Annotated in this window: 14 protein-coding genes and 1 tRNA gene; 8 read left to right on the plus strand and 7 right to left on the minus strand. The window is 70.4% G+C overall.

The genetic code is table 11. The annotated features are described in order from the left end of the window. The 3 genes from O3438_RS23825 (at position 1) to O3438_RS23835 (ending at position 8,498) form a co-directional block, all read left to right on the plus strand. Positions 1 to 2,670, plus strand: coding sequence for a right-handed parallel beta-helix repeat-containing protein (locus tag O3438_RS23825; RefSeq protein ID WP_269681984.1), 2,670 nt, complete (start codon positions 1 to 3; stop codon positions 2,668 to 2,670). A gap of 430 nt (positions 2,671 to 3,100) precedes the next feature. Further along, on the plus strand, positions 3,101 to 5,689 hold the full coding sequence (locus tag O3438_RS23830; RefSeq protein WP_269681985.1) for a NosD domain-containing protein: 2,589 nt from the start codon (positions 3,101 to 3,103) through the stop codon (positions 5,687 to 5,689). A gap of 142 nt (positions 5,690 to 5,831) precedes the next feature. Next, a complete protein-coding gene (locus tag O3438_RS23835; protein WP_269681986.1) occupies positions 5,832 to 8,498 on the plus strand; it encodes a right-handed parallel beta-helix repeat-containing protein in 2,667 nt (888 codons plus the stop codon). A 44-nt stretch (positions 8,499 to 8,542) separates the two neighbouring features. Here O3438_RS23835 and O3438_RS23840 read toward each other — a convergent pair whose 3' ends face one another. The 3 genes from O3438_RS23840 to O3438_RS23850 form a co-directional block, all read right to left on the minus strand. Beyond that, positions 8,543 to 9,358 carry a class I SAM-dependent methyltransferase gene (locus tag O3438_RS23840; RefSeq protein ID WP_269681987.1) on the minus strand — a complete coding sequence of 272 codons (816 nt, stop codon included), beginning with the start codon at positions 9,356 to 9,358 and terminating at the stop codon, positions 8,543 to 8,545. Positions 9,359 to 9,652: 294 nt separating this feature from the next. Next, a tRNA-Pro gene (locus O3438_RS23845) sits at positions 9,653 to 9,729 on the minus strand. Positions 9,730 to 9,929: 200 nt separating this feature from the next. After that, positions 9,930 to 10,823 carry a metallophosphoesterase gene (locus tag O3438_RS23850; protein ID WP_269681988.1) on the minus strand — a complete coding sequence of 298 codons (894 nt, stop codon included), beginning with the start codon at positions 10,821 to 10,823 and terminating at the stop codon, positions 9,930 to 9,932. 25 nt (positions 10,824 to 10,848) lie between these two features. Here O3438_RS23850 and O3438_RS23855 point away from each other — a divergent pair, with 25 nt between their 5' ends. Continuing rightward, positions 10,849 to 11,304, plus strand: coding sequence for a GatB/YqeY domain-containing protein (locus O3438_RS23855; protein WP_269681989.1), 456 nt, complete (start codon positions 10,849 to 10,851; stop codon positions 11,302 to 11,304). A 95-nt stretch (positions 11,305 to 11,399) separates the two neighbouring features. Here the strand turns inward: O3438_RS23855 and O3438_RS23860 are convergent, their stop codons facing one another. Then, positions 11,400 to 13,829, minus strand: coding sequence for a penicillin-binding protein (locus O3438_RS23860; RefSeq protein ID WP_269681990.1), 2,430 nt, complete (start codon positions 13,827 to 13,829; stop codon positions 11,400 to 11,402). Positions 13,830 to 14,236: 407 nt separating this feature from the next. On the opposite strand from O3438_RS23860, the gene O3438_RS23865 reads away from it, so the two are divergent. Next, positions 14,237 to 14,557: a WhiB family transcriptional regulator gene (locus O3438_RS23865; RefSeq protein ID WP_269681991.1), complete on the plus strand. Its 321-nt coding sequence runs from the start codon at positions 14,237 to 14,239 to the stop codon at positions 14,555 to 14,557. A 6-nt stretch (positions 14,558 to 14,563) separates the two neighbouring features. Here O3438_RS23865 and O3438_RS23870 read toward each other — a convergent pair whose 3' ends face one another. Genes O3438_RS23870 through O3438_RS23880 form a run of 3 tightly spaced genes read right to left on the minus strand, consistent with a single transcriptional unit; the run spans position 14,564 to position 17,439 of the window. Beyond that, positions 14,564 to 15,715, minus strand: a complete 1,152-nt coding sequence (locus O3438_RS23870) for an ArsA family ATPase (protein ID WP_269681992.1) — start codon at positions 15,713 to 15,715, stop codon at positions 14,564 to 14,566. Between the two features lie 54 nt (positions 15,716 to 15,769). Beyond that, the gene (locus O3438_RS23875) at positions 15,770 to 16,747 is read right to left on the minus strand and encodes an ArsA-related P-loop ATPase (RefSeq protein ID WP_269681993.1); all 978 of its coding nucleotides are present in this window, start codon (positions 16,745 to 16,747) and stop codon (positions 15,770 to 15,772) included. 26 nt (positions 16,748 to 16,773) lie between these two features. Next, positions 16,774 to 17,439, minus strand: a complete 666-nt coding sequence (locus tag O3438_RS23880) for an Rv0361 family membrane protein (protein ID WP_442929737.1) — start codon at positions 17,437 to 17,439, stop codon at positions 16,774 to 16,776. Positions 17,440 to 17,885: 446 nt separating this feature from the next. Here O3438_RS23880 and O3438_RS23885 point away from each other — a divergent pair, with 446 nt between their 5' ends. From O3438_RS23885 to O3438_RS23895, 3 genes are read left to right on the plus strand one after another with little or no spacing between them, the layout of a single operon-like run. Further along, on the plus strand, positions 17,886 to 18,371 hold the full coding sequence (locus tag O3438_RS23885) for a hypothetical protein (RefSeq protein WP_269681994.1): 486 nt from the start codon (positions 17,886 to 17,888) through the stop codon (positions 18,369 to 18,371). 44 nt (positions 18,372 to 18,415) lie between these two features. After that, positions 18,416 to 18,571, plus strand: coding sequence for a DUF4177 domain-containing protein (locus O3438_RS23890; RefSeq protein ID WP_007466198.1), 156 nt, complete (start codon positions 18,416 to 18,418; stop codon positions 18,569 to 18,571). Further along, complete coding sequence (locus tag O3438_RS23895; protein WP_088950573.1) at positions 18,568 to 19,029, plus strand: RidA family protein; 462 nt, start codon at positions 18,568 to 18,570, stop codon at positions 19,027 to 19,029. The genes O3438_RS23890 and O3438_RS23895 overlap by 4 nt, the downstream gene beginning before the upstream one ends. Positions 19,030 to 19,071 lie beyond the last annotated feature (42 nt).

Genomic DNA, 19,071 nt, shown 5'->3' on the forward strand with positions numbered 1-19,071 from the left:
ATGGACATCCGACGTTGGGCGCGACTTGCGCTCGTACCACTGATTGGCAGCGCGGCCCTGGTGGGCCCCGCGACGCCCGCCGCGGCAGCGCCTGCGGCCGCACCGCTCACGGCGGCAGCGCCTGCGGCCGCACCGCTCACGGCGGCAGCGCCTGCGGCCGCACCGCTCACGGCGGTCGCGACCGGCGATGAGTTGCACGTCAGCGAGCAATGGTGTCAGAGCAGCGGCGGCGACGGCAGTGAGGAGCGGCCGTTCTGCACGATCTCCGAGGCGGCCGCGGTGGCCGGCCCGGGCCAGACGGTTCTGGTGCACCCGGGGGAGTACCAGGAGAACGTCCGGTTCACCCGTTCCGGCACCGAGTCGGCGCCGATCATCTTCCGCGCGGTCAACGTTAACTGGCAGATGGCCCGGGTGGGCAGGTACAACACCGCAGCGGTCAGCGGGACCATCCTCGACCTCACTGGCGTACACGACGTGACGGTGGAGGGCTTGGTCGTGTTCGGGGCCCCCTACGCCGACGTCGTCACGGTGCGGGATTCCCAGCGGGTCCGCCTCGACAAGCTGACCGTCGAGACCGGTGCCTACGGCCCCAACGGGGTACGGATCAGCGGTGCGTCGAACCGGGTGACGCTGAGCCGTAACTTCGTCTACAACACGCACGGCTCGTCCGTGACCATCGAGCCGGGCGTCACCGACACGACGGTCACCGGGAACCAGCTCGACTACTCCGGACTGGCGGCAGCGGACGCTCCACGGATCACGATCACCGGCAACACCTTCCATGTCGAGTGCCGGCAGGGCATTCAACTGGCCGGGCGTTCACCGGGTGCCTCGATCCGCAACAACATCGTCGTCACGACCCGCCGGCGCCATGTCTGCACAACTCCGGCGGACGCCGTCGGCATCCGGGTGTCCGCCGAGTCGGCGGTGGGCAGCAGCACCGACTACAACCTGTTCGACCCGACCAGCGGTGGGGTTCCCTACAGCTGGGCGGGCACCGATCACCCGACCCTCGCCTCGTTCGTCGCCGCGACCGGGCAGGGCACCCACGACCTCTCGGCCGATCCGAAGATCGCCTGGGTGAGCGGAATGGACCGGGGTTACCTCGAGACCAGGGACGGCTCGCCCGCGCGGGACTCGGCTGACGCGAACGCCCCCGGTGGCCTGGACACCGACATGCTCGACGGGTCGTTCGCCGACGATCCAGCCGTCGTGAACACCGGCACCGGCAGCGGATACCGCGACCGGGGCGCGGTAGAGGCTCGGGGACCGGTCACCCAGGACCCGCTACGCGTCGAGCGCAAGGTCGGCGCAGGCCCGTTCGACGTGGTCGCCCGGTCGGGCGCGCACTCCGCCTGGCCCGTCGAGCGGGAGCGGTCCCAGTACGCCTACTACCTGACCGGTCAGCGGTTCTGGCGGGTCACCGACTCCGCGACCGCCGAGTACACGCTGCGGCGAGCCGGTGACGCCTGCGTGCAGGTGCAGGTGTCCCAGACCGATTTCCGACTGCCCAAGGAGTACGAAGCGCCTGTCTGCACCCAGGTCGGCGCGCGTTACGTACCGATCCCCCCGACCCGGGTGCTGGACACCCGGGCACCGATCGGTGTGTCCACCGCCGGGCCGGTGGCGGGCTTCGGAACGATCGAACTGCCGATCGGCATCATCGGCGGTGTCCCGGACACGGACATCAGCGCTGTCGTGCTCAACGTGACGGTGACCCAGCCGACCTCCGCCGGCTACATCAGTGTCTCTCCGGGCGGCGAATCGAGTGGTGCGTCAAGCGTCAACTTCGTCGCCGGGGAGACGGTGCCGAACCAGGTCACCGTGCCGGTCCGCAACGGGTCGGTGATGTTGCGCAACGCCGGCTCGGGAACCGTCCACCTGATCGCCGACCTCCAGGGCTTCTACGCCGCGACCGGTTCCGGCTTCGCGTCGGTGCCACCGACGCGGGTTCTGGACACGCGGGACAGCGGGGGAGCCCCGATCCCGGCCAAGGGCACCCGAACCCTCGACTTCTCCGGCCGGGTGCCCGCCACCGCGACCGCGGTCGTCCTCTCCGTGACGGTCACCGCGCCGACCACCAGCGGTGTGCTCACGGTCTACCCGTACGGCTCGGTGGCGCCGGCCGCGTCCAGCCTCAACTTCGTCGCCGGGCAGACCATCCCCAACCTGGTCACCGTTCAGCTGTCGAACGGTGAGATCAACATCTTCAACAACAGCTCCGGCACCACCCACGTGGTCGCGGACCTGGCCGGCTGGTTCAGTCCGGAGGCCACCCAGACGTTCGTACCGATGACACCGAAGCGGATCGTTGACTCCCGGTACAGCGTCGGGCTTCCCGGCCGTACCCCGGCTCCGCTCGCTGCCCGCGAGACCATCCGGTTCGCACCGTTCCGCAGCGAGGCGACCTGCAACCCGGCCTGCCCCGCCCCGACCGCCCTGCTGGGGAACGTGACAGTCACCGCGCCGACCACGCCGGGCGTGCTCACCGTGCACCCGGGCGGCGGGCCGCGCCCCACCGCCTCGAACGTCAACTTCGTCGCCGGCGAGACAGCGTCGAACGCTGCGGTGGTCGCGGTGGGCTCGGGCGTCGACCTCTTCCACAACAGCGGGGGTACGTCGCACGTCATCGTCGACCAGGCGGGCTACTTCATCGCCGCCGCGTCCTGACTGCAACGCACCGGTTTCACGGCCGTCCATCGTCTCGGCGATGGACGGCCGTGCCGTTCGGTCGGCGTCACACCCATTGATGTACGCCGCCTCAAGCTCATGATCCGAAAGATCCAGATGGTAGGGCATGGTTGATGAGGACCGCTGTGCTGGCGCGGTTCGCACTCGTGCCCCTGACCGTCGGCGCGGTCCCGGGGGTGCCCGCGCGGGCGGCACCTGGTGCCCTTGCCGCGCAGGTGCCGGCTGCCGTCGGAGCCGAGTTGCACGTCAGCAACACGAGATGCGTGACGGGCGGTGACGGCAGCCTGACAGCCCCGTTCTGCACCATCTCCGCGGGTAACGGGACAGCCGGCACGACAGAGGTGAATATAGGCTGCGTCGAGATTCGCTCGACTTCCACGGGGGACAGTTGATGAGAAGACACAGTTCAATGCGGCTTGCGGTCGTACCGCTGCTGGCGGGTGTGGGCCTGGTCGGGCCCGCCGGGCCGGCGGTGGCGGCGCCCGCGCCAGCCGCGGCCAGGGCCGCGAGCGCCGGCACCGAGGTGTACGTCAGCCGGTCCAACTGCAAGCCGGCCGGCGACGGCAGCGAGGCCGCGCCCTACTGCACGATCGGCGCCGCTCTGGCGGTCGCCCAGCCGGGTCAGACGGTGCTCGTGCAGCCGGGGGACTACGCGGAGAATGTGACTGTCACGCGGTCCGGCACCGAGTCCGCGCCGATCATCGTGCGTGCGGTCAACACCTCGCGGGGCATCGTCCGTCTCGGTCACTACACGCTCAGCGGTACGCCGCTGACGATCTCCGGCGTGCATGACGTCGTGGTCGAGGGCTTCACGCTCATCGGCCGGAGCGATGCGGTGCCGGTTCTGATCAGCGGGGCCCAGCGGGTCACCGTGGACGGTATCGCCGCTGGCGTGGGCTCCCTGCCCGCCGTCCGGGTGACAAGCTCGTCCAGCGCTGTCACGGTCAGTCGGGGCTGGTTCTCCGGCTCCGGCACCGGCGTGGCCGTCGAGGCGGGTGTCACCGGCGCGGTGGTCACCGCCAGCACCTTCTTCAAGACCCGGGTCGCCGTGACCGACGCCCCGGGAGCCCGGATCACCGGCAACACCGTGGTGACCGACTGCGCGACCGGGATCGTGCTGGCCGGTGCCTCGACCGGCGCGAGCATCCGGAACAACATCCTGCGTACCGGTTCCGGGCCCGTCCCATCGCCGGGAACCTGCGCCGACCCGACGACCGCACCCGCGATCTCGGTCTCCACCGCCGCCACCGCAGGCACGGCGGCCGACTACAACCTGGTCGACCCGGCCAGTGGCGGGGCTGTCTACCGGTGGGGCGACACCGATCACGCCGACCTGGCGTCGTTTCAGGCGGCGACCGGTCAGGGCGGTCACGACATCCTGGCCCCGGTCCTGCTGGGCGAGCAGTTGGGCACCGAGCGTGGCTGGTTCCCGTTGACCGCCGCGTCGCCGGCGGTCGACTCCGCCGACGCGACGGCACCCGGGGTCGCCCGCACCGACCTGCTGGACAACGCACACGCCGACGCACCGACCGTGGCCAACACCGGCACTGGCAACGGGTATCACGACCGGGGAGCTGTTGAACTCCAGGGTGGCCGGACAGTGAGCGGGTACGGGGTCCAGAGCAAGCCCGGCGGTTCTTCGCTGGACTACACCTCACCCCTGACGGTCAATCACGCGTGGCCCACCGATGGTCCGGTGGGCAAGGTGGCCCGCATCTTCACCAACGATCGGTTCTACCGGGTGGGCCCGATCGAGCCCGCTGATCGCCAACTCCAGCGCGCCGGTTCCGCATGTGTGAACAACGACGTCCGGTTCGACAACTTCCGGGTGCTCCCGCCGAGCGTGCTCGAGCCGTTGGGTGGAGACTGCGCGGTCCTCGGCGCGATGTTCACCCCGGTGGCGCCGACCCGTCTGCTGGACACCCGCTCCGCCGTCGGGATCAGCACCACCGTTCCCATCGCGGCCAACTCGGAGATCGTCCTGCCGGTCATGTCGATCAATGGCGTCTCGGCCTCGAACATCACGGCGGTGGTCCTCAATGTGACGGCCACCCAGCCAGCGACCGCCGGATACCTCAGCGTCTACCCCGACGGCACGACGACGCCCCAGGGGTCGAGCGTCAACTTCGTTCCCGGCGAGACCGTGCCGAACCAGGTCACGGTGCCCATGTCCAACGGCAACCTGCGCATCCGTAACAACGCCGGCGGGACGGTGCACGTCGTCGTCGACCTGCAGGGCTTCTACTCCGGTCTCGGTGACGGCTTCAAGCCGCTGGCGCCGACCCGCGTGCTGGACACTCGGGCCAACGGAGGCGCGCCGGTCCCCGCCAACAGCTACCGGGTGCTGGATCTCTCCGGGAGGGTGCCGTCGGGTGCCAAGGCCGTCGTGCTGAACGTGACGGCCACCCAGCCGACGGCGAACGGGGTTCTCACCGTGTACCCGGCCGGTTCGTCAGTGCCGACGGCGTCCAACCTGAACTTCGTCACCGGCCAGACCATCCCCAACCTGGTGACGGTGCCGGTGGTGAACGGCCGGCTCGTCATCCAGAACGTCAGCTCCGGCACCACCCACGTGCTCGCGGACCTGGCCGGTTGGTACGGCAGCGGCGCCACCGACGGCTTCGTTCCGTACGGCCCCCGGCGGATCCTCGACACCCGGTCCGGGAACGGCGGAAGCAGGCTGGCGCCGTTCTCGTCGCTCAACCTTCCGGTGCCCTACCTCGACCCGAACGGCAACGACACGACGCCGAAGCCGACCGCGCTGGTCGCCAACCTGACGGTCACCGGGCCGACCGCAGCGGGTGTCCTCATCGCACAGCCCAAGGGTGAGGCGCCGCCCGCCGCCTCGAACGTCAACTTCGTGGCCGGGGAGACGGCGTCGAACGCCGCGGTGGTGCGAGTGGGCGCCGACGGTTCCGTGACGGTGACCAACAACAGCGGTGGCAGCACGGATGTGGTCGTCGACCAGGCGGGCCACTTCATCGCCACCACCCCCTGACCGAACCGATCCGGAGCCGGCACCACGTGATGGTGCCGGCTCCGGCCGTTCCGGCGACGGTGACCGATCGACTGACGTGACCGGCCGGGCAATGCCGGTAGTCTCCGGCCTGATCATGATCGACAGACGACGGGGATGGTCCATGAATGGTCGCTGGTTCGCCGGGTTGCTCGTCGTACCCCTTGTCCTGGGTGCCGGAGGCCTGGCCGGGCCGGCGGCGCGTGCCGCCGTGCCCGCTCGTGCCGCGGTGCCCGTGACCGTCCAGCCGGCCGCCCAAGCCGTCCTGCCGACCGAGCTGTCCGTGGACCAGAACCGCTGCTCCGCCAGCGGCGGCACCGGCAGCAGCAGCGACCCGTTCTGCACGATCTCCGCGGCGGCGGCCGTGGTCCAACCGGGACAGACCGTCCTCGTCGAGCCGGGGCACTACGAGGAGGTGCTGACGATGACGCGTTCCGGTACGCCCGAGGCACCGATCACGTTCCGCGCCTCGGCGGTCCGGGGAGACGTACGCATCGGCAAGGTCCGATCCATGGCGGGGCCGACCACCGGCAGCGTCGTCATCGTCGCCGGCGTGCACGATGTGGCCCTGCGGGACTTCGTGGTGGAGGGCGTGAGCGGAGCGCCCGCGGTGACGGTGGACGGCTCGACCCGGGTCACCATCGACGGCAACGGCATACGGGGTGCGACAGTGTCCGAGGGCGTGCGGATCACCGGGGGATCCCGCGACGTGACGGTCAGCCGCCAATGGTTCCTGATCGGCGGCGGGCCCGTGGTGGCCGTCGGGGCCGACACCGTCAACGCGGTCGTCGTCGGCAACCAGGGCTACAGCCGTGCCGGGATGGTCGTCACCGACGCCCCGGACACCGTGGTCACCGGCAACACCATCATCACCACCTGTGGAAAAGGGATCGACGTGGCCGGCGACTCGCCGGGCGCGAGCATCCGCAACAACATCATCGCGACGGCCGGCAGCGTCAGGCAGGCCTGCGCCGAGCCGGCCGCCGCCGCCGCGATCACCGTGGCCGCCGGGTCGACCGCCCGCAGCGTCGTCGACCACAACCTGATCGATCCGGTCAGTGGCGGCCCGTTCTACGTCTGGGGCGGCACCGCCCACACCATCCGGGACAGCTTCGTCGCGGCCACCGGCCAGGGTGTCGACGACCTGACGACAAACCCGGGGATCGACATCGTCGACATCAACTACTGGCGGAGCTGGATCACGCTCCGGCCGGGATCTCCCGCCATCGACTCGGCGGACGGCTCCGCCCCGGGTGCCCTGCCGAGTGACATCCTGGGCAACCCCTACAGCGACGACCCGGCGGTCGCCAACACCGGCACGGGCAGTGGTTATCGGGACCGAGGCGCCTGGGAGCGCCAGGGGACGTTGGACCCCGGTGCGATCGATATCCGGCGGGCGGCTGGCGGCGGCCCACTGGACACGGTGGCGACCATCACCCCGAGCCACAGTTGGCCGGTCGAGCGTGAAGAGGGCCGGTACGCGTTCCGGTTCGGCGACCAGACCGCCCCGCGCATCACCGACGCGCCGCGAGCCAGCCACACGTACCGCCGGGCGGGAGTGGCCTGCGTCGACTACTACGTCAGCCCGAACGGATTCCGTCGTGTGAACGGCGGCGTCGGACGCACTGATCAGGCCTGCACGGTGACCGGCTCGCACTACACGGCGGTCGCGCCGACGCGGCTGCTGGACACCCGCGCCGCCCTCGGCATTCCGACCACGGTGCCGGTCGCCGCCGGCGGCCGGGTGACCCTCGACCTGCCCCAGGTGGGTGGCGTTCCGGCCGCCGACATCAGCTCGATCGTCCTGAACGTCACCGTCACCGCCCCCACCACCGCCGGGTTCGTGAAGGTCTACCCCGACGCCGGCACGCCCACCACCACGTCGAGCGTCAACTTCGTGGCCAACGAGACCGTGCCGAATCTGGTCACCGTGCCGGTGCGCGACGGCCGGATCTACCTGGAGAACGCCAGCGGGGGCACGATCCACCTGGTCGCCGATCTCCAGGGCTACTACAGCGCCCACGGCTCGGGCTTCGCGCCACTCGTACCGACGCGGGTGCTGGACACCCGCTCGGCAGGTCCGGTCGCCCCGAACGCCGACCTGCACGTCGACCTCTCCGGCGTCCTCCCCGCCGACGCGACCGCCGCGATCCTCAACGTCACTGTCACCCAGCCGACGACCGCCGGGGTGCTCACCGTCTACCCGGACGGTACGCCGGTGCCGGTGGCGTCCAACCTGAACTTCGTGGCGGGACAGACGATCCCCAACCTGGTCACCGTGCGGGTCGTGGGCGGCAGGGTCGCGATCCGCAACGTCAGCTCCGGCACCACCCACGTCGTCGCCGACCTGGCCGGCTACTTCGGCTCCGCAGCCTCCGGGGCGACGCAGACCTACGTGCCGTACGGGCCATCCCGGATCGCCGACAGCCGCACCGGCGACGGCCTGATCGATCGCGCCGCCGGCCCACTGGAGAAGCAGGCGGTGGCGAGCGTCGAAGCCTGGTACTACGCGGCGTTCGACGGCGGCGGATGCGGGTCGGACTGCCCCGCCCCCGCCGCGGTCGTAGCCAACCTGACCGTCACCGCCCCGACCACCGCCGGCGTTCTCACGGCTTTCCCCTCGCGGACGGCACGACCCACCGCCTCGAACGTCAACTTCGTCGCCGGCGAGACGGCCTCGAACCTCGCGGTGATCAAGACCCGCGAGGCGAGGATCTCCCTGTACAACAACAGTTCCGGCAGTAGCCACGTGGTCGTCGACCAGGCGGGCTACTTCATCCCCGCCGCCTGAGCCCGTGCCGCCCCTCGCCCGCGACGGGCGAGGGGCGGTCGCCCTCACGCCGTCCGCTCGGCCACTACCTCCAGGTACTCGGCCGGGATCCGCACCGTCCCGTCGGTGGCCCGGTTCTGCGTACGGGCCAGCTGCACCAGGTCGGCGTGCAGTTCGGCGCGTCGCTCCTCGGGCAGCGCCTCGAACGCCTTCAACGTCGGGCCGTAGTTGCCCCGGAAGAAGAGAGCGAACTCCTCCGGAGTGCCGAAGCGGAAGACGAACTCCCGGCGTACCGCCCGCAGGTCGCCCACGGACCCGCCGAGCAACTCGCGGACCCGGCCCTCGTCGCCCCACTGCACCGGCGGGCGCAGACCCGCCGGTGGCGGCACGTGCCGCCCCACAGTGCGGAACAACTCGCCGATGAAACCCTGAGGCGTCCACGACGCCAATGCCACCGTGCCGCCCGGCCGGCAGACCCGGACCAACTCGGCCGCCGCCCGCTCCTGGTTCGGAGCGAACATCACGCCGACGACGGAGAGCACCGCGTCGAAGGCACCGTCGACGTACGCCAGACGTTCGGCGTCCCCGGTCACGAACGTGACCGGGAGGCGCTCCGCCTCGGCCCGCACCTGACCCCTGGCCAACAGTTCGGGTACGTAGTCGACGCCGGTCACCACGCAGCCGCAACGGGCGGCGGCGATGGCCGCGTTGCCGGTGCCGGTCGCCACGTCCAGCACCCGAGCGCCCGCCGACAGGTCGGCCGCGGTCACCAGCAACTCGGCGATCGGGTGGATGAGGGCGGCGACAGCGCCGTAGTCGCCGCTGGCCCAGGTCACCTGCTGGCGTGCCTTCACGGCGGTGAGGTCGAGTGCGGTGGTCATCGGTGGTCTCCCTTGGACGGCTCTTCGTGCCACCGACGCTAGGTGTGGCAGCACCTCCAGGGATCGGTAGAAACACCTATATTGGCGGCACAAGGCGCGACCGGGACCAGCGGAAACGACGCCTGACGCGGCTTCCTGACGCGTCAGGCGCCGCGGCTCGCCGACGGGGTGTCCGTCTCCCGACCTGGAGGCCTGCCGGTCGGGGTGCGACCGTTAGCTGCCTCGGGATGAGGGATGAGCCCTGGAAACGAATCAAGGCCCCTCGGTGGAGGGGCCTTGACCTGTACTTACCTCTGGTCGGGGTGGCCGGATTCGAACCGACGACCTCTTCGTCCCGAACGAAGCGCGCTACCAAGCTGCGCCACACCCCGAGGCGTGCCGACAAATAGTAGCCCACCCGGTCCGATGGTCAAACTCGGTACCCCCGCCGCCCCGCGCGCCCCGCCGCAATGCCCAAGATCCGCACACTGTCGCCGATGTTGCTGCCTCAGAACGCGCCGAGGCAGCAACATCCCCGATGTTGCGCGGATCTTGAGCCGGGCCCCGCGAGCGCGGCGTGGGGCGGCGTGGGTCAGCGGGGGATGAGGGTCAGGATGCTTGCCTCCGGGGGGCAGGCGAAGCGGACCGGGGCGGTGGGGTGGGTGCCCAGGCCGGCGGAGACGTGCAGCCAGGAGTCCGAGCCCGGCCACCGGTGCAGACCGCGCGCCATCGAGCGGGGTAGGCCGCAGTTGGTCACCAGCGCCCCGTAGCCCGGTAGGCAGACCTGGCCGCCGTGGGTGTGCCCGGCCAGCAGCAGCCCGAAGTCGTCGGCGGCCATCTGGTCCAGCACCCGTGGTTCGGGGGAGTGCGTGACAGCAATGGACAGGTCGGCCGAGGACGAGACCGCGCCGGCCACGGCCGGGTAGTCGTCCCGGTCGATGTGGGGGTCGTCCACGCCGACCAGGTCGAGTTGCCGACCGCCGGCCTTCAGCATGGTCCGGGCGTTGTTGAGGTCGACCCAACCGGCGCCGGTGAAGACCTGGCGAAGCTCCTCGTAGGGCAGCTCGACGCCCTCGGTGTACTCCCGGTCGGGCAGGAAGTAGGTGAACGGGTTCTTCAACACCGGGCCGGTGTAGTCGTTGGAGCCGAAGACGAACGCGCCGGGGAAGTCCAGCAGTGGCTGGAGGGCCCGCAGCACCCCGGGGACCGCCCCCGGGTGGGCCATGTTGTCGCCGGTCACCACTACCAGGTCGGGGTCGAGGGCGGCCAGCGACGCCACCCAGCGCTGCTTGCGCGCCTGGTCGGGCATCATGTGCAGGTCGGACAGGTGCAGCACACGCAGCGGTTCGGCGTCGGCCGGGAGCACCGGCACGTCGTACCGCCGCAGTGTGAACATGTTGCGCTCGATGAGCGACGCGTACGCGAGGGTGGCCGCGCCGACCGTGGCGGTTCCGGCGGCAAGCCGGAATAGTGTGCGCTTTCGCATGGCGTTCAGGGTAGTTTGACCGTCCATGAGCACGCTGAAGGACCGCCTCACCGCCGACATGCGTTCCGCGCTCAAGGCGCGCGACGAGCTGACCACCTCCACGCTGCGGATGGCCCTGGCCGCCGTCGGCAACGCCGAGGTCGCCGGCAAGGCCAAGCGCGACCTCACCGACGACGAGGTGCTCGCGGTGCTGACCAAGGAGGCCAAGAAGCGTCGGGAGGCCGCCACCGCGTTCGCCGACGCCGGCCGGGCCGAGCAGGCCGCGAAGGAGACCGCCGAGGGGGAGGTGTTGGACCGCTACCTGCCCAAGCAGCTCCCGGACGCCGAGCTGGCCGAGCTGGTGTCGGGGGCGCTCGCCGCGGGCGGCTTCACCGGTAAGAACCAGATGGGCCCGGCGATGAAGGCGGCCCAGGCCGCGGTGGCGGGCCGGGCCGAGGGTGGCCGGGTGGCCGCTGAGGTACGCCGACAGCTCGGTCTCTGACCCAGCGAATCCATCGCCGGCGCGCCGCTGGGCTGGCAGACGGAACGGGCGGGCACCCGAAGTGGGTGCCCGCCCGTTCGTGTCTACTCGTCGCGTCAGCCGCCGGGACGACCGCCGGGTCGACCACCGGGCTGGTTGCCGGGCGGGTTGCCCGGCGTGCCGTCGGTGTTGCCCGGCGCGCCGCCGCCGCTGCTGACCTGGATGGTGACCAGGCCACCCTTGATCGTGCGACCGTCCGGGCTGGTGCCGGCGGCGTCGCCGGCCTTGCACGAGGAGGGGACCTTCGTGCTGGAGACGACCGGTTCGAAGCCGGCGCCCTTGAGTCGCGACTTCGCCTGGTCCACCGAGATGCACTTCACGTCGGGGATGCTGCGCTGGTCGCCCTCGGAGATCTTCTGGCCGGGCGGCTCGAAGTTGATCTTCGGCTTGCCCTTCATGGCGTCCCGCAGCGTCTCCCACACCGGCGGGTTGATGCCGTCCTTCTCCGCGTGCTTCATCTTGACGTTCGTCTGCGGCCAGTCCGGGTCGGCCATGATGCCCGCCACCGAGTACTGCTTGGTCATCGCGACCAGGGCGGCGGTCTTCTCCGAGTCCGTGGTGCCGGACTTGCCGGCCACCGGGTAACCGACGTCGCTGCGCACGTTGCCAGCGGTGGCACCCGCGCACTTCGAGGACGACGACTTGTCACCGACCGGGCACCGGGCGGCGTCCACCGCGGCGCGGGCCACGTCGGTGCTGAACCGCTTCTCGCATCGCGGGTTGGCGATGTCCAGCTTGTTGCCCTCCGGGTCGCGGATCTCCTGCACCGGGATCGGTTCGCAGTACTTGCCGTCGGCGGCCAGAGTGGCGTACGCGTTGGCCAGGTCGAGCGGGGTGGTCTGCGAGACGCCGAGGGTGAACGCGCCCCACTGGTGCGCACCCTTCTCCAGGTCCAGGTCTTCCTGGGACCGGAAGTTGATGCCCAGCCGCTTCGCGGCCTTGACCACGTTCTCCGCACCGACCTGCTGCTGCAGCGGCACGAAGTAGGTGTTGACCGAGCGGCCGAACGCGCTCCACATGTTGTGCGGGCCGGCCATGCTCTCGGTGGAGTTGGTGGGGCAGTAGAAGCTAGTGCCCGGGCAGGCGGCCGGGCCAGGCCGGATGATGTATTCCGACTTGAACTGCTTCGGCGCGTTGATGTTGTAGCTGAGCGGGATGCCCTTCTCCAACGCCGCGACGATGGTGAACATCTTGAACGTCGACCCGGCCTGGTAGCCGGTGATGCCGTCGCCACCGGTGAGCAGCGGGTTCACCGTGGCCGGGTAGTTGCCCCGGATCTTCTTCTTGCTCTTCGCCGGATCGCTGGAGATCTTGTTCTTCGGGTTCTTCGGGTCGTCCAGCTTGAACTGCCGGTTCACCGCGAGCGCCCGTACCCGCCCGGTGCCCGGCTCGACCACCGCCACCATGGCGGCTTCCTTGCTGTTCTCGCTCTTGGCCTTGCGGACCGCCTTGTCCGCGGCCCTCTGCGCCTGGACGTCGATCGAGGTGACGACGGTGTAGCCGCCGCTCTTCAGGCGCCGCTCGCGGTCGTACGTGGTCGAGCCGAACGTCTCCTGCTGCATCCACCAGCGGTAGAAGAAGTCGCAGAAGAAGCCCCAGCTGTTGACGTTGGCGGAGACGCACCCGTTGGGGGTGCGCTTGTCCTTCACCTCGAGCTTGACGGCCTTGGCCGCGTCGGCCTCCTGCTGGGTGATGGCATTGATCTCGACCATGTTCTGGATGACGTAGTCGCGGCGGTCCAGAGCGAGCGGGTAGCCGGCCTTGGTGGTCGGGTCGTTCGTCGTCGGTGCCTTGACCATGCCGGCCAGCAGCGCCGCTTCCTCGATCTTCAGCTTGCTCGGCGGCTTGCCGAAGTAGACCTGGCTGGCGGCGAAGATGCCGTACGCGCCGTTACCGAACGAGGCGAGGTTGAGGTAGCGGGTGAGGATCTCGTCCTTGGAGAATTCCTTGTCGACCTGGAGGGCCAGCCGCATCTCACGGAGCTTGCGGGCGCTGGTGTCCTCGGTCGCCGCGACCACGTCGGCCGGGTGGGTGGCCGAGTAGGCGATGGCCAGCCGGACGTACTGCATGGTCAGCGTCGAAGCGCCTTGCCGGCCGGAGCCTTCGCTCTGGTTGTTGACGAACGCGCGGGCGACACCGTTGATGTCGACGCCGTTGTGCTTGTAGAAGTCGTGGTCCTCGGCCGCGATGATCGCCTTCCGCATGAACGGCGAGATGTCGTCGAACTTCACGTCGCGACGGTTCTCGTCGTACATGGTCGCGAGCGGTGTCTTGCCGTCCGAGGCCAACAGGTAGCTGATCTGTGGCGCGCGGGCCACCGTCAGCTCCGTGGGCAGGGCGCCGAATGTCTCGGCGCCGGCCTTTGCGGCCAAGCCGGACATCGCCACTGCGGGGAAGGCCGCCGCAGCGACCACCACGCCGGCCAACAGGCCACACACGAGTAGCGATGCGGCGTTGGTCAGCACATTGTGGTCACGTTTCCGCATCCAGGTCACCTCGACAGGGTACGCGAGTAGGGAACGAGGGGCGCTGGGGCGTTCTTTCCCCATTTCCTGCGCGCGCTGCCCTCGTTGTGCTAAACGCACGACCCCCGGTGCTTGGTTGCGTGTGACCTGGCGTGAGTCTCCTCCGATTCAGGGAGGCGGCGCAGCGTTATCGCCGACCTCGGCGGGGTAACCGGCGGTCGAAGGCCCGGGAAGCCGGGAGTGTCCGGAATGATGGATTTCGCCGACAACGTTGCGTAATCGGTCGACTACAGAGCATGATGGGGGCGGCGACAAGGCCACATGTCGTCCGCGCCGCCTTGGGGAAGGCAGGCCGGGCGATCGGGGGGAATTGCCGGCTGACGTGCATCGACGAGGTCGGTAGGTACTGCAAGGGGGGACGTGTACACATGGGCATGATCACTGACTGGCCGTCACTGGCGGCATGTCAGAACGGGGACCCGGACGCGTTGTTCGTACAGGGCGCCGAACAGAACGTGGCGAAGCGGATCTGCCGGAGCTGCCCAGTTCGGTACGAGTGCCTGGCCGACGCGCTGGACAACCGGATCGAGTTCGGTGTGTGGGGTGGCATGACCGAACGCGAACGGCGGGCGCTGCTGCGTCGTCACCCGCAGGTGACGAGCTGGCGCAAGATGTTCGAGGCCGCGATGAAGAAGAACAGCAAGGACAAGACCGGCAAGGACAAGATCCTGGTCAGCGCTACCACCTGACGCCGGTCACGGCCGGCTGATCGCCGCGCCGATCGTCCGCAGCCCGTCGACGTCGTGTACGTCGGCGGGCTGAGCCGTCACCGACACCGCCGGCACCTCCGGGAACGCCTCGGTGAAGCGCGCCGCGACCTGCTGCTCGCGTACCGCCTGACGGGCCAGAGCCGCGTGGGCCCGCAACACGTCGACGGTGGCCTCGTGCCCACCCAGCTCGGTCAGCCGCTCGGCGGCGACCCGGCTCTGCTCGGCGTCCAGCTCCGGCACCGCCGGTCGGTGCACCCGGTTGAGGACCAGCCCGGCGAGCGGCATCCGCTCGTCGCGCAGACGGCCCGCGAAGTAGGCGGCCTCCCGGACCGCGTCCGGCTCCGGCGCCGCGACCAGCAGGAAGGCCGTCTCCCGTGCCTGAAGGATGCGGTACGTCTGCTCCGCGCGCTGCCGGAAACCGCCGAACATCGAGTCCAGGGCGGCCACGAAGCCGGACAGGTCGGTGAGCAGTTGTGCGCCGAGAACCTTCTGCACCACCTTCGAGAACATCCCGAACGAGGCCGTGACCAGGCTGAACATGCTCCGTCCGCCACTTCGCGCCGGGGCCAGCAGCAGTCGCAGCATCCGGCCGTCGAGGAAACGGGAGAGCCGGGCCGGCGCGTCCAGGAAGTCCAGTGCCGAGCGCGACGGTGGCGTGTCCACCACGATGAGGTCCCATTCGCCGCGGGCGTGCAGCTGGCCCAGCTTCTCCATCGCCATGTACTCCTGCGTGCCGGCGAAGGTCGAGCTCATTGCCTGGTAGAACGGATTCGCGAAGATCTCCGCGGCCTTCGTCGGATCGGTGTGCTGGAACACCACGTCGTCGAAGGTGCGCTTCATGTCCAGCATCATGGCGTGCAACTCGCCGCCGCTGCTCTCGACGTCGATGCCCTTGACCTGGCGAGGGGTGTTGTCCAGCTCGGTCAGCCCCAGCGACTGGGCCAGCCGGCGCGCCGGGTCGATGGTGAGCACCACCGTGCGTCGGCCGTGCTGCTCGGCCGCTCGCAGGGCCAGCGCCGCGGCGGTTGTCGTCTTTCCCACCCCGCCGGCACCGCAGCACACGACGATCCGCACGCCTGGGTCGGCGAGGATCTGGTCGACGTCCAGCTGCGGCGCCGCGTCTTCGGAAGGCACCAATCGAGCGTATCGGGCCGCGTGGGTCGACGCGCCCGTGCTGAGCTCAGGTGTGAGTCAATCGGCGCTGACGAGGGCCCGGGCCAGGGCCGTCAGACCCGCTCGGTCAACCCCGTCGGGCAGCAACGGCAGCTCCCGCATCGGCAGCCCCAGCTCCACCAGGTCGGCGCGGAGCGAATCCTCCAGTTCACGCCGGATGAGCTGGTCCCGGGCCTCGCCGTGCAAACCGGCCACCGTGTCCCGATCGGCCGGCAGCCCGGCGGCGACCAGGCCGCGCCGCAGCTCCGCGGCGGTGACCGCCGGGCCGGCCGGCAGTCGGGGCCGAGCGCCGTTGACGATCACCTGCCCGATGCCGAAACCGAGCGAGGTCAGGTCCGCGATCGCGTCCACCGTCTCCTGGACCGGCATCTCCTCCAGCAACGTGACCACGTGCACCGCTGTCATCGGGGAGCGCAGCAGCGCCGAGACCCCCTCGCTCTGGGTCTTGATCGGGCCCACCTTCGCCAGCCGGGCGGTCTCCGCGGTCACGTTGAGGAACCGGCCGATCCGCCCGGTCGGCGGAGCGTCGAGCACCACCGCGTCGTACGCGCGGCGCTGGCCGGAGGTGCGGGTGGTCGCCTCCTTGACCTTGCCGGTGAGCAGCACGTCCCGCAGGCCCGGCGCGATGGTGGTGGCGAAGTCGATGGCACCGAGCTTGCGGAGGGCCCGGCCGGCCGCGCCCAGCTTGTAGAACATGTCGAGGTACTCGAGCAGCGCCTCCTCGGCGTCCACCGCCAGAGCGCGTACCTCACCGCCGTCCGGCGCGTCGGCGAGGTGCCGCTCCTCGTACGGCAGCGGATCGATACCGAACAGCTGGGCGATGCCCTGCCGTCCCTCGACCTCGACCAGCAGGGTGCGTCGACCGCCGGCGGCGAGCGCGAGAGCGAGGGCCGCCGCGATGCTGGTCTTGCCGGTGCCGCCCTTGCCGGTCACCACGTGGAGGCGGGCGGACCATCCCGTACCGGCCGGGTCGGTCGGCCACTCAGCTGCAGACACCAGTCGAGCCTATCCAGGCTCGGCGGTCACGCGACCTCGCAGACCCACCAACCCGTCTTCTGCACCACAGTGAAGCGCAGGTCCTGGTCAGCCACCTTCTCGTCGGAGGTGGTCATGGTGACCCGGGTGGAGACTGTGGCGCGGTCACCGGTCTGGTTGTCCACCTTCGGGGTGGTCCACCGGAAGCGGGGGTTCTGGTGTGCGGAGGCGTACTTCTCCACCTCGGCGATCTTCGCGGCGATCTTCTCGTCGTCGCGGGAGGCGGCGCAGACCCGGCTGGCCGCCTTGGCAACGTCGCGGTCCTTGTAGACCGCTGTGAGGAACTCGTCGACGGCGACCGCCGGCTCCTTGGCGCCCTCACCGGTCTCGGCGTTGCGCAGGGTCAGGAACGCCACCGCGCCGCCGCCCACGCAGAGCACCATGATCACGGCCAGTGCGATCACCGCGATCAGCAGTCCGCGCTTCTTCTTCGGCTCGGCCGTGCCCTGGTAGGGCGCGTAGACCGGCGGGGGTGGGGGGATCTCCGCGGCGCCCGGCGGTGTCGGGGTGGCAGCCGACGTGGGACCGCCCGGCCCTTCCGGTTGGCCGGCACCGGGGGCCTGGACCGGTGGCCCGGGGAGCGCGGGCTGGGCGGGGGACGCGGGGAGGGCGAGTCGCCCGGACGGTGCGGCGGGGGCGGGCTGGCCGGGGATGGCCGGAGGGCCCGACTGACCGGCGGGTTCCGGGTGGGCCGAAGGGTGGGCGGATGGGCCGGCCTGGTCGCCGCTGGGCGGTTGGGTCATCGTCGTTCCCTCGGGGGTGCGACGCCCGCCGCCACCCAGGGCGCCGAGCGTGATCGAGCGGGCGGCCGGGCGCTGCGCGACCGTCCGACCGGAAGGGTAGCGGTCGATGAGCGGATCGGCGTCGCCCTGCCGTGCCGCGCGGGCGTCGGTCGGACGGGCGGGCATCCGGGGCCAGGACGACGTCAACGCCCTCGCGCTGGCGATCTGTCGCATATGTGACTGTTGGTGACTGGTTGTGCGCGTCCTATTGGCGGGACTGGGGCCACCGACCTACCTTCGTCCCGGTGCGGGGGCCGGAACGGATGAATACGTCCGGGCCGGAAGCATGGTCCGAGAGGTACGACCGGAGGCAGTGCATGCGCGACGCGGACAACATCCCTCGCACCCAGTTTCCGACCAACGACCGGCCCCGACGGCCCGGGTCCGTGGTCGAGGCCGGCGGGGGGCCCGTCAGCGGCCAGCCGGTCAACGAACGGTCGTACCGTCGGATGCCGGAGCAGGCGGAGGCGGCCAGGACGCCGAGCCGCCCCACCGAGCGGGCCCGCGACGACGACGAGGCGGGCTACGTCATCCACCTGCCGATCCGGGTGCCGAGCCTGGCGGCGGCGACGGTGCTCGCCGGTCGGGTCGCGGTGTCCCTGGGCTTCCTGCCCGAGCTGGACGCCGGCGAGACCACAGTGTCCAACGCCGACGACCAGAACAACCGGCACCGTGTCTTCTGCGACCTGCTGCTGCCCGACCGGTCCCGCTGCCCCCAGGGGTACGAGCACGAAGGGCTCTGTGGGGAGTTGCCGGCCACGCCGGAGCAGCGTCCCGCGTCCCGCCCGGCCGGCGGACCGTAGGCTGTCCCTCGAACAATTCCGCACCGAGAGGGAGCCCTTCAGCGATGCAGAAGTGGGAATACTCCACGGTCCCGCTGCTGGTCCACGCGACCAAGCAGATCCTCGACAACTGGGGCGAGGACGGGTGGGAGCTCGTCGCCGTGGTCCCCGGGCCCAACCCGGACCAGCTGGTCGCCTACCTGAAGCGGCCCAAGGCGTGAGCAACGGTCCGCACGCGAAGCTCGCCGAACTGGGGTTCGAACTGCCCGAGGTCGTGCCGCCGGTGGCCAGCTACGTGCCGGCCGTGCAGTCCGGCCAGCACGTGTACGTCTCCGGCCAGTTGCCGATCGCCGAGGGCAAACTGCTCGCGACCGGCAAGGTAGGCGCCGGCATCTCCGCCGAGCAGGCCAAGGATCTGGCCCAGCGCTGCGCGCTCAACGCGCTGGCCGCTGTCGACTCGCTGGTCGGCCTGGAGAACGTGGTCAAGGTGGTCAAGGTGACCGGTTTCGTGGCCTCCGCGCCCGGGTTCACCGGTCAGCCCGCGGTGATCAACGGTGCCTCCGACCTCTTCGGCACCGTCTTCGGCGAGGCCGGTCGTCACGCCCGTAGCGCCGTCGGTGTCGCCGAACTACCCCTTGACGCCCCGGTGGAGATCGAATTGATCGTCGAGGTCGCCTGACGCGTCGGCGTCACCAGCGATCAGTCGGAAGGAAGGGCCCCT

This window comes from Micromonospora sp. WMMC250 (assembly GCF_027460215.1).
Taxonomy (GTDB): Bacteria; Actinomycetota; Actinomycetes; order Mycobacteriales; family Micromonosporaceae; genus Micromonospora; species Micromonospora taraxaci.